We start from the raw sequence: 10,928 nt of genomic DNA on the forward strand, positions 1-10,928 counted from the left end.
TGCTCTTCTGCTCTATCGCGCTCGAAGGGATGCCGCCGACAGCCCCCGCTGCAGAACGATGAATGCAAACAGAAGGGCGCCGATGGCGATCTTAGTCCACCAGGAGCTCAGCGTCCCCTCGAATGTAATATATGTCTGAATCAAGCCCTGGATAAGCACGCCCACAAGAGTGCCGATGATCGTTCCATAGCCGCCCGTGAGCAACGTGCCGCCGATGACCACCGCCGCGATCGTATCGAGCTCGACACCGGTCGCGGCCAGGGAGTAACCTGCCGAAGTGTAGAAGGAGAAGACAATCCCGGCGAGCGCCGCCAGAAAGCTCGATAGCATGTAGATCCTGATTGTGGTCTTACCCACCGGAACCCCCATGAGCTCCGCCGAGGCCCGATTGCCTCCGAGCGCATAAACATTGGCGCCAAACCGGGTGTAGTGCGCCAGAACGATGCCGGCCCCAAAGGTCGCGAGCATGATCATGGCGATGAATGTCAGCCGGCCGCCGCCCGGCAGGGAGACGGCAATGTCCGTGATTTGGCCATAGGCCGGGGCGTTGATCGGGATCGAATCCGTGGTGAGCACGAAGCACAGGCCGCGGGCCAGAAACATGCCGGCCAATGTCACGATGAAGGCGGGGATCTGGAAGGTATGGATCAGGAGCCCCATGCCTGCCCCGAACAAGGCTGCGATGCCGAGGACGAGGAGGAAGGCCAGATAAGGGTTGAGGCCGTACCGCTCGATGGCAACTGCTAGGAAGACGCCCGTGAAGGCAATCACCGAGCCGACCGACAGGTCGATGCCGCCGGACAGGATTACAAAGGTCATGCCGACCGCGACAATGCCCAGGAATGCATTGTCGGTCAAAAGATTGCCGATCACGCGCGTCGACGCGAAGCTCGGAAACTGCGCCAGGCAGATCAGATAGCCCACGATGAAAACGGCAAGCGTGATCAGAACCGGAAGGTGGCGCCGCGTCATGCCTTTTTCCTCCAAACGGCACGAACCGCCGACAGAACGGGCGATTGGGCGAGAAGCACGGCCAGCACCACGATGGCTTTCACAATGAGGTTATACTCGGGCTGGAAGCCGCTGAGCAGGATGCCCGTGTTCATGGCCTGGATGATCAGGGCACCTACCACTGACAATCCAAGGCTGAAGCGCCCGCCGAACAGGGATGTGCCGCCGATGACCACCGCCAGAATGGCGTCGAGCTCGAGCCAGAGGCCGGCATTGTTGGCGTCGGCTCCTCGGATGTCCGCCGTCACGATAAGGCCGGCAACAGCCGCACACAGGCTGCACCACATATAGACCGCAATGGTCACGGCCTTCGTGCCGATACCCGCATAGGCGCTGGAGCGCACATTGGCCCCGATGGCTTCGATGAACAAGCCGAGGGCCGTGTATCGGACCACCAGATGCGTGACGAGCAAGACGATGAGGGCGATCACCACCGGCATCGGCAGCATCAGGAAGGAGCCGCCGCCGATGGCCGCGAAGCCCTCGCTCACGAAGGTGATGATCTGGCCTTCCGTAATCAGCTGCGCGAATCCGCGCCCTGCCACCATCAGGATCAGGGTTGCAACAAAGGGCTGAATCTCGAGCACCGCGACAAGGAATCCGTTCCACAGGCCGCACACCAGACCAACGCCGGCGGCAGCCGCAAAGGCCGTGGGCAGCGGGTAGCCCTGCGCCGTCAAGGTGGCGGCCGTCGCGCCGGCAATCGCCATCACGGCACCAACTGACAGGTCAATGCCGCGGGTGGCGATGACGAGCGTCATGCCCAACGCCAGGATGGCGACCGGCGCACCTCGGTTGAGCACATCGATCAGGCTGCCGAAGAGGCGTCCGTCCTGGAGGCGCAGCGCGAAAAAATCCCGGAAGACGAGCCAGTTGACGAGAAAGACGATCAGAAGCGCCGCAACCTGCGGAAGCCCCTTGGGAAGCACGCGGGGAGCGCCCGCCTGTACGACGCTGCTCATTCAGTGGCTCGCGATGGTTGTCATGATGGTATCGGCGCTCACGTCCGAGCCGGACAGCTCGCGCACATGCTGGCGGTCCCGCAGCACAACCACGCGGTCGCTGTAGGACGCGATCTCTTCCAGCTCCGACGAGATGACGAGGAGCGCAAGCCCGTCCTCGCACAGGCGCTCGATCAGGCGGATGATCTCGGCATGCGCGCCGACATCGATGCCGCGCGTCGGCTCATCGAGAATCAGGAAGCGCGGCTCGGTGGCGAGCCAGCGGGCCAGGAGCGCCTTCTGCTGGTTGCCGCCGGAGAGAAGACCAATGGGCTTTTCCGCGTCGGGGGTACGAATATCGAGAAGCTTGATGAAGCGGTTGGCGATCTCATCCTGCTTGCTCCTTGGCAGAGGCTGAAGCCACCCGCGCTGCGCCTGCAGGGCCAGGATGATGTTCTCGCGAATGGATAATTCCGCGACGATGCCTTCCGTCTTGCGGTCCTCCGGGGTGAAGCCGAACCGCAGCCGGGCTGCATCCCGGGGCGAGGCGATCCGCACGGGCTTGCCATCGACAAAGGCTTGCCCACTGTCCGCCCTCTCAATGCCGAAAATGAGCTTTGCCGTTTCCGTCCGCCCGGAGCCGAGAAGGCCCGCAAGCCCCACGACCTCGCCGGAACGAACCGCGAGATCGAACGGCTCCACGAGACGCTTCTTGCCATAGGCCTTGAATGCGACGAGCGGCTCTCCGGTGACAGCGGTGCAGTGGTTGCGATGAAGGGCTTCGGCTGCAAGCTCCCGCCCCAGCATCATGGACACGAGCTCGATCCGCGGCAGATCCACAATGGGGCGGGAGCCCACGAGGCGCCCGTTGCGCAGGACCGTGATCCGGTCGCACAAGGCATAGACCTGATCAAGAAAATGCGTGACGAACACGATGCCGATGCCGCGGCTCTTCAGGCGCTGGAGAATGCCGAAGAGGGTTTCCACTTCCTGCGCATCGAGGCTTGCGGTGGGCTCGTCGAGAATGAGCACCTTGGCCGAAAGATCGACCGCGCGTGCAATGGCGATGATCTGCTGCACAGCGACGGAGAAGCTGCCCAGAGGATCGGCGACATCGATATCGAGGCCGTAACCTGCGAGAAGATCCGATGCCCGGCGGCGCATCTCGCCCGTGCGGACGAGACCGAAACGATGCGGCTGGCGTCCGATGAAGAGATTCTCCGCAACCGACAGATTCGGCAGCAGGTTCACCTCTTGGTACACGGTCCCGATCCCGAGGGAGAGAGCATCGGCAGGATCGCGGGCCGCGATCTCCTGTGCGTCGAGACGGATGGTGCCGGCATCGCGCCGGAACACGCCAGTCAGCACCTTGATCAGGGTCGACTTGCCGGCGCCGTTTTCCCCGAGCAGGCCGTGGATCTCTCCCGCATGCAGGGTAAAGTCCACGTGGTCGAGCGCCTGCACGCCTGGGAAGCCCTTCGTGAGACCTCGGATCTCAAGAAGTTGAGCTCGTTCTGTTGCTGGCTGCATCCATTCCTCGACAGCTCATGGGCAAAACCGGCGGCCTTCGAGGCAGCAGGCGGGTGCCGCCTGCTGCCGACGCCTGGGCTCAGTAGAGTTCCTTGCGCTTGTCGTACTCGGCCTTCGCGGTCTCGGGCGTGTAGACCTTGGACTCCGTCTGGATCCACTTCGGCGGCTGCTTGCCGTCCTTCTTGAAGGCCATGAGCGCATCGAGGGCAGGACCCGCCATGTTGGGGGTCAGCTCGACCGTGACGTTGGCTTCACCATCGGCCATGGCCTTGAAGATGTCCGGCACGGCGTCGATGGAGACGATCTTGATGTCCTTGCCGGGCTTCAAGCCTGCTTCCTTGATGGCCTGAATGGCGCCGATCGCCATGTCGTCGTTGTGGGCGTAGACGGCGCAGATGTTCTTGCCGCCGCCTTCAGCCTTGATGAAGCTCTCCATCACCTCTTTGCCCTTGGTGCGGGTGAAGTCACCGGACTGGGTGCGGACGATCTTCATGCCGGGATTGGCGGCAACCACCTGATCGAAGCCCTTCTTGCGGTTGATTGCCGGGCTTGAGCCGACGGTGCCCTGCAGCTCGACCACGTTGCACTTGCCGCCCGTCTCCTTGGCCAGCCACTCGCCGGCGACCTTGCCCTCATACACGGTGTCGGAGGTCACGGCGGTGAGGTAGAGCGACTCGTCCTTCGTTTCGATGGAGCGGTCCAGCAGCACTACCGGGATCTTGGCATCCTTGGCTTCCTTCAGCACCGAGTCCCAACCGGTGGATACGACGGGAGCGATGAAGATCGCATCGACACCCTGGGCAATGAAGGAGCGAACGGCGCGGATCTGATTTTCCTGCTTCTGCTGCGCATCGGAGATCTTGAGGTCCACGCCCCGCTTCTCGGCTTCGATCTTCGAGACTTTGGTCTCGGCAGCGCGCCAGCCGGACTCCGACCCGACCTGCGAGAAGCCGATCGTCATTTTGCTCTGGGCGTAGGCGGCACCCGATGACAGCATCAGAGCGGCCATGCCGATTGTCGTCAGAAGATGACGGGCTTTCATGCGTTTTCTCCCTGGATTTTCGTTGCTCTTCGACTTTAGCAGCCTTAACAGCTGACTATTAGTACTATTATATGAATCGAACTCAGCGCCTATTCGACCAAAGTCCCGGCTCAAGGAGCCGAACCGGAAAAGCGCCATACAATATCAAAGGCAAGCCACGGATATGAGCGACAACGAAAAGCGCCCTCTGCGCAGCCAAGCCTGGTTCGGGCGCCAGGACAAAATGGGGTTCTATTACCGCTCATTCCTCAAAAACAGCGGCTTTCCCCAGGACCAGTTCGACGGCCGCCCCGTCATCGGCATCTGCAACACCTGGTCCGAGCTCACCCCTTGCAACGCTCACTTCCGTACCCTGGCTGAGCACGTGAAGTACGGCGTACTCGATGCCGGTGGCTTCCCCTTGGAGTTCCCTGTCTCATCCCTCGGCGAAGTGACCATGCGGCCGACCGCCATGTTGTTTCGCAATCTCGCGGCCATGGACGTGGAGGAGGCCATTCGCGCTCACCCGCTCGACGGCGTCGTGCTTCTCATGGGCTGCGACAAGACCACCCCTGCCCTCCTGATGGGTGCGGCCTCGGCCGATCTTCCCACCATTGGCGTCTCGGGCGGCCCTCAGCTGCGCGGCGTTTACCGCGGCCAGATGATTGGATCCGGAACCAACATCATTTCCATGAGCGAGCAGCTTCGCGCGGGCGAGGTAACCCTGCAGGAGTTCCATGAGGCGGAAGCCGGCATGAACCGCTCGGCGGGTCACTGCATGACCATGGGCACCGGCTCCACCATGGCCTCCATGGTCGAAGCGCTGGGCGTCGGCCTGCCTGAGAATGCCGCCATTCCGGCAAGCGATGCCCGCCGCAACCAGCTGGCCCGCATGTCCGGGCGGCGCATCGTCGAGATGGTGCACGAAGACCTGGTGCTCTCGAAGATCATGACGCGCGAAGCATTCGATAACGCCATCCGCACGCTCGCGGCCATCGGCGGGTCCACCAATGCGGTTGTTCATCTTCTGGCGATTGCCGGCCGCATGGGTATCGACGTCACCCTCGACGACTTCGACCGTCTTGGACGTGATATCCATTGCCTGGTCGATCTCATGCCGTCCGGCCGGTTCCTGATGGAGGACTTCTACTATGCGGGAGGTCTGCCGGTGGTTCTGCGCACCCTCGGTGAGCGCGGACTGCTGCACAAGGATGCGCTGACCGTGAACGGCAAGCCCATCTGGGAGAACGTCAAGGACGCGCCGTGCTGGAACCGGGAGGTCATCACCTCCTTCGAGGAGCCTTTCAAGCCCGAGGCCGGCATTGCGATCCTCAAGGGCAACCTCGCCCCCAACGGCGCGGTCATCAAGCCGTCCGCCGCCTCGCCCGAGCTCATGCGGCATACAGGCCGGGCGGTGGTGTTCGAGACCATCGAGGACCTCCACCACCGCATCGACGACGAAGATCTCGACATCGACGAGACCTGCATCATGGTGCTCAAGAACTGCGGCCCGAAGGGTTATCCTGGCATGGCGGAGGTGGGCAACATGCCGCTGCCGCACAAGCTGCTCCGGAAGGGCATCCGTGACATGATCCGCATTTCGGATGCACGCATGTCGGGCACAGCCTATGGCACGGTGGTGCTGCATGTGGCGCCCGAGGCTGCGGCAGGCGGACCGCTGGCGCTGGTCGAGAGCGGCGATCTGATCACGCTTGATGTTGCAGCCCGCAGCCTGCATCTTCATGTGGACGCTGCGGAGATGGAGCGCAGGCGTGCCGCCTGGGTGGCGCTGGAGCCGCATGCAACCCGCGGCTGGGCGAAGCTCTATGTCGATCACGTTCTGCAAGCAGACAAAGGTGTCGATCTGGACTTTCTTGTTGGACGGACAGGATCGCCCGTTCCTCGGGACAACCACTGAACACGACACCATAGCTAACGAAGGGAGAAACCATGTCTTTGTCCGGCAGGAGTTCCACGCGCCCCTATCGCGGCGTATTCCCGGTCGCCCCGACCATCTTCCACGAGAACGGCCAGCTCGATCTCGAAGGACAGAAGCGCGCCATCGACTTCATGATCGATGCAGGGTCCGACGGCATCTGCATTCTGGCAAACTTCTCCGAGCAGTTCGTGCTGAGCGATGAAGAGCGCGAGACCGTGATGAACGCGGTTCTTGAGCACGTCGCCGGGCGCGTTCCGATCATCGTCACCACCAGTCACTTTTCGTCGGACATCTGCGCCGAGCGCAGCCGGCGCGCGCAGGACGCCGGCGCCGCGATGGTCATGATCATGCCGCCCTTCTATGGCGCGACCCTGCGGGTTTCCGAGACCGGCATCTACGACTTCTTCCGCCGGGTCTCGGACGCCATCGGCATTCCGATCATGATTCAGGACGCGCCCATGGCCGGCACGTCCCTGTCGGCGCCGTTCCTGGCCCGCATGGCAAAGGAGATCCCGAACGTCTCCTACTTCAAGATCGAAGTAGCCGGCACGGCCACCAAGCTGCGCGATCTCATCGCGCTGGGCGGGGAAACGATCGAGGGCCCCTGGGACGGTGAGGAGGCAATCACTCTTATGGCCGACCTCGATGCGGGCGCCACCTGCGCCATGACGGGCGGAGCCTATCCGGACGGCATCCGCCAGATCATCGACCCGTATTTTGCCGGCGACCGGGAGGAGGCTGCAGCCGCCTATGAGCGCTGGCTCCCTCTCATCAACTATGAAAACAGGCAGTGCGGGCTCTTGGCCGCCAAGGTGCTGATGAAGGAAGGCGGCATCATCGGATCGGACGCCGTGCGCCACCCGCTTCAGCCCCTGCATCCTGAGACCAGAAAGGGCCTCATCGAGGTCGCCCGCCGTCTTGACCCGGCGGTGCTGCGCTGGGGGCGATAAGGCGACGCTAGGCTTTCAATCTTAAGCCTACGGAGTGATCCAGTTGAAGCCCGGCCTGATCCGATGGAACCAGACCGGGCTTCTCTTGCTTTAGCAACTACCTGAAGTGACGGCCGCGCCGCATTCAGGTCAATGTTTATTGCTTAAGTGCGGCCTTGCAGGACAAAAAGCGACTCGAGAGTTGTGCCTGGATCCTCAAAGCTCCAACATAGCAACGGATGAGGCTGTGTCCTGACGTATGAACACTGCGTGATTAAGCAAGCCGCCTTCCCTTTCCTAAGGAAAAATGATGACCACGAAACATTTCAGCCAGACTCCGCCCGATAAGGCGAATGAGCTCTTCGACAAGCTCCTCGCCACTTCCGACAGCGCAACAAAGAGCCGTGAGCGGCTTTTCTCGGATCTGAAGGACGAGCTGCTGCTCCTTGCAGCTCTCCAGGAGCAGCACCTGTTCCCTATCCTGCAAAGGCACAACATGCAGGATCTGCTGAGTGCAGCCATCAGCGACAATCAGGAGACAAGTACGCTCCTGGACGAGCTTGAGCGTATGCCCAAGAACGGTGGCGAGTTCCTCGGCAAGGTGGCCGAGCTCAGAAAAGCCTTCCAGCGCCATATTCGCGACGACAAGAAAGAATTGCTTCCGGCTGTTCTGAAGGTGCTCAGCGATGAGGAGGCTCAGGCCGTCGTCGAGAGGGTGGAGGACGAAATGGCAAGCTTCGAGGAGATGAAGCGAGCTGAATCCACCGCACCGGCCGAGCAGGGCCAAGCACTCGGGAAGGCTCCGGAAGGTGTGGCGGACATCATGCGGGCAGGAGCGGAGAGCGCTCAGGCGGTGACCGTTGGCGTTCAGGACCTTTCCCGCGAATGCTTCCAGATGAGCCAGCGGCGTCTGCAGATGAACCTCGACGCGTTCAGCAAGCTCGCGCAGTGCAGGTCCATTCAGGATGCCGCCAAGATCCAGATGTCGCTCCTCCAGGAGAACCTCGAGCAGACGCTCAGCAATGGCTTCCGCCTGGCGGATCTCACGGTTCGATTAGCCGAGAAGACGGCCTGGAATACTGCGCGGCAGGCCGGGAAGACCGCACAGCATTCCAGAGACTTCGCTTAAACAAGGCGTAGCACTTCATCGGATCCCTGTAGGGAGCGCCGGACGAACGACTCCGGCGCTCCCGAGCACACTGTCCAAAGCTACAAACCCACTCTAGGGATTTGCCGGCCCTATGGGCTGCGCCTCCTAACAATCCCACGACGGCATCCATGGACACCGGGCTCGCGACCCTTATATCTGGGGCATCCCCAGAGCGGTCCGTTCCATGCCCGACACCGACAAGCAATCTGAAGCCGACCTCGAAGACCTCGAACAGGAAAACCGCGTCAATTTTCGCGATTATCCAAGCTCCGCCCTCGTCGTGTTCGCAGCCCTGAGTTCAGGGGTGGGTTGGATGCTGTACAAGTGGATGGGCCGGAAACGCAAGGCTCAGAGCACAGCTTCCGGCCAAGCGGAGGCTGTTGATAACCTTACACGCAACACGAAGCCTTCACCGGAAGACGGTGCCTGAACTGGAGACGATACCGTCTGGCTCCTACGTGCTGCAGCACACCGCCGACCCGTCTGTCCTGTCATAAAGTCAACAGCATCGGCAGGAGGCTCCCTTGGCTCAAGATGCGGTTTCGTTCGCCCTCGGCATCATCGCACCCTTGGCTCTGGTCAGCTGGCTGATCTTCCTGCACTGATCTATTGCCGTCCGTCATGGCGTGAAAAGCGGGCTTGGGGCCAGCAAGTCATTCCGCACCCTTGCAGATCGGTTTGGAGATATGCCTTCCGTTGACACTGAGATACGGCAGACCATGGATCTGAAAGACCGGAAACCCGTAGCCTTCCTAACGCTCTCTTTACCTTTCGGGCGCAACTTTCTTGTGTGCCTGTCAGGCACGGTCCTCCCTGAGTGGTCGCACATGCGACCCACCTTGAGCGCCAGTCGAACGGGCGCTCTTTCTTTGACAGCGTTCGTGCCTCACCTTGAGCCGAGCCTGCTTCTAACGCTCCTGTGATAGGTCTCGACCTTGATCATTCGCCTTCATACGCCAGCCTTTGTGTATCCTCTCGAGAGGGAAAAGGTGCGCCATGCTGAGACTGCTTATAACGTTCTCCGCCATCATCCTTAGCACCGCTGCATCGTCTCAGAACAGACCACTGACGACCTCGATGACATGCTCACAGGTTGCGGGCCGCGTAGCCTCTCAGGGCGCGATTGTCTTGAGTACAGGCCCATACACATATGATCGTTATGTGAGCGGCGCGAACTCGTGCTTGCATGGCGAATTCCCCGATCCCGCATGGGTTCCGACTGCGGACAACCCCCAGTGCTTCGCGGGGTATCAATGCCGCGGCAGATCACAGGTGCCGTCCGGCCGCTGATGGAAACGAGCAGGCTGCAATCGATACCAAGATAAATGATGGGCAGCTTTCCTGAGAACCTGCCGTTGATCGCAGCAGCGCCCAACTGCATGTGAGCCTATGTGATACACGCACCTTATCCGATTAAGACCAATCATATGGGCGAGTTGCTTTCGTGGAGTGCTGGTCTGACTATGGCGCTCTCCTCGGACCACAACGGGGCACCTCGAATAGATCGTCCGACTGTATCCAAAGCACCCTGATCTTTTAAGACTTTTTACCTACTTATAAGATTTAATGCGGCTGAGATAAGGAAACATCGCTCAAAAAGTCTGCAGAATTTGTGCTTCCATCCTTTGATGATAGGTTTACATTCAATGCGATAAAGCAACGTTAAATCTGTTATTATAGAACAATTGACTTTCTTGCCACGATCTTGCCTTATTCAGCAAGCAGAACGACATCAACATGAAGCAAGGATTAAACCTTGTGATTCTAAGTATTGCCAACCCTAAATGGGATCGATGGCAGTACCAAAATGTAAACTGCGTTTCTTAAGTTCATAGTAACAGTAACTTCTTCATATTAATCAAAAACTCTATTCAGAAGCCTCGCAAAAGAGGCTCGATAGATTTGGGGCAGAAATCATGGCTTTGAATTCTAGTGTCGCTCCCAGCGGCAACTTTGACTTGTCCAATTGGAAGCTGACGCTTCCTGTCGACGCCTCCGGCAGCATGTCCGGCACCGCAGTCGAAGTGAAAAGCCTCACCGGCTATCAGAACAGCAAATATTTCTATACCGGCTCCGACGGCGCGATGGTTTTCTACGCTCCTGTCGAAGGAGCAACCACCAGCGGCTCCTCCTACGCACGCTCGGAATTGCGTGAAATGAAGGGCACCGAGAAAGCGGCGTGGTCGCTTTCCACCGGCGGCTTCATGAGCGCGACCCTAGAGGTCGATGCGGCTCCCAACCGCGAAGGCGCCGGAGGCAAGATCATCGTCGGCCAGATCCACGGCCAGGACGACGAGCTGGTCCGTCTCTACTGGGAGAATGGCAAGCTCTACTTTGCTAACGACCGGGCGGGTTCCAGCAACAGCGAAGTCAAGTTCTACTTCGTCAACGCGGCCGGTCAGCAGCC

The 10,928-nt window shown here is 60.4% G+C and carries 9 protein-coding genes; 5 read left to right on the forward strand and 4 right to left on the reverse strand.

The window, feature by feature from the left end; translation table 11 throughout:
• Positions 1–12: 12 nt before the first annotated feature.
• The 4 genes from yjfF to ytfQ form a co-directional block, all read right to left on the reverse strand.
• Complete coding sequence (gene yjfF, locus JKG68_RS12970; protein WP_202060011.1) at positions 13–972, reverse strand: galactofuranose ABC transporter, permease protein YjfF; 960 nt, start codon at positions 970–972, stop codon at positions 13–15.
• Entirely contained in the window at positions 969–1,973 is a 1,005-nt protein-coding gene (gene ytfT, locus JKG68_RS12975; protein WP_202060013.1) for a galactofuranose ABC transporter, ATP-binding protein YtfT, read from the reverse strand. Before ytfT ends, yjfF begins: the two co-directional genes overlap by 4 nt.
• Positions 1,974–3,482 carry a galactofuranose ABC transporter, ATP-binding protein YtfR gene (gene ytfR / locus JKG68_RS12980; protein ID WP_202060016.1) on the reverse strand — a complete coding sequence of 503 codons (1,509 nt, stop codon included), beginning with the start codon at positions 3,480–3,482 and terminating at the stop codon, positions 1,974–1,976.
• A gap of 79 nt (positions 3,483–3,561) precedes the next feature.
• Positions 3,562–4,524 (reverse strand): galactofuranose ABC transporter, galactofuranose-binding protein YtfQ, encoded by a 963-nt coding sequence (ytfQ, locus tag JKG68_RS12985; RefSeq protein WP_202060018.1) that lies wholly within the window; start codon positions 4,522–4,524, stop codon positions 3,562–3,564.
• A 163-nt stretch (positions 4,525–4,687) separates the two neighbouring features.
• Here ytfQ and JKG68_RS12990 point away from each other — a divergent pair, with 163 nt between their 5' ends.
• From JKG68_RS12990 to JKG68_RS13010, 5 genes are all read left to right on the forward strand, one after another.
• Positions 4,688–6,421, forward strand: a complete 1,734-nt coding sequence (locus JKG68_RS12990; protein ID WP_202060020.1) for an IlvD/Edd family dehydratase — start codon at positions 4,688–4,690, stop codon at positions 6,419–6,421.
• Positions 6,422–6,453: 32 nt separating this feature from the next.
• Positions 6,454–7,392, forward strand: a complete 939-nt coding sequence (locus tag JKG68_RS12995; RefSeq protein ID WP_202060022.1) for a dihydrodipicolinate synthase family protein — start codon at positions 6,454–6,456, stop codon at positions 7,390–7,392.
• A gap of 289 nt (positions 7,393–7,681) precedes the next feature.
• A complete protein-coding gene (locus tag JKG68_RS13000) occupies positions 7,682–8,500 on the forward strand; it encodes a phasin family protein (RefSeq protein ID WP_202060024.1) in 819 nt (272 codons plus the stop codon).
• 205 nt (positions 8,501–8,705) lie between these two features.
• Positions 8,706–8,951 carry a hypothetical protein gene (locus JKG68_RS13005; RefSeq protein ID WP_202060026.1) on the forward strand — a complete coding sequence of 82 codons (246 nt, stop codon included), beginning with the start codon at positions 8,706–8,708 and terminating at the stop codon, positions 8,949–8,951.
• A gap of 1,486 nt (positions 8,952–10,437) precedes the next feature.
• The coding region (locus JKG68_RS13010; protein ID WP_202060028.1) for a polysaccharide lyase family 7 protein at positions 10,438–10,928 on the forward strand (491 nt) is incomplete at its 3' end.

Origin of the sequence: Microvirga aerilata (assembly GCF_016743775.1) — a bacterium.
Classification (GTDB): Bacteria; Pseudomonadota; Alphaproteobacteria; order Rhizobiales; family Beijerinckiaceae; genus Microvirga; species Microvirga aerilata.

Coding starts and splice junctions, on each gene's coding strand:
- yjfF (WP_202060011.1), bottom strand. CDS start 972: ATGACGCGGCGCCACCTTCCGGTTCTGATCACGCTTGCCGTTTTCATC.
- ytfT (WP_202060013.1), bottom strand. CDS start 1,973: ATGAGCAGCGTCGTACAGGCGGGCGCTCCCCGCGTGCTTCCCAAGGGG.
- ytfR (WP_202060016.1), bottom strand. CDS start 3,482: ATGCAGCCAGCAACAGAACGAGCTCAACTTCTTGAGATCCGAGGTCTC.
- ytfQ (WP_202060018.1), bottom strand. CDS start 4,524: ATGAAAGCCCGTCATCTTCTGACGACAATCGGCATGGCCGCTCTGATG.
- JKG68_RS12990 (WP_202060020.1), top strand. CDS start 4,688: ATGAGCGACAACGAAAAGCGCCCTCTGCGCAGCCAAGCCTGGTTCGGG.
- JKG68_RS12995 (WP_202060022.1), top strand. CDS start 6,454: ATGTCTTTGTCCGGCAGGAGTTCCACGCGCCCCTATCGCGGCGTATTC.
- JKG68_RS13000 (WP_202060024.1), top strand. CDS start 7,682: ATGACCACGAAACATTTCAGCCAGACTCCGCCCGATAAGGCGAATGAG.
- JKG68_RS13005 (WP_202060026.1), top strand. CDS start 8,706: ATGCCCGACACCGACAAGCAATCTGAAGCCGACCTCGAAGACCTCGAA.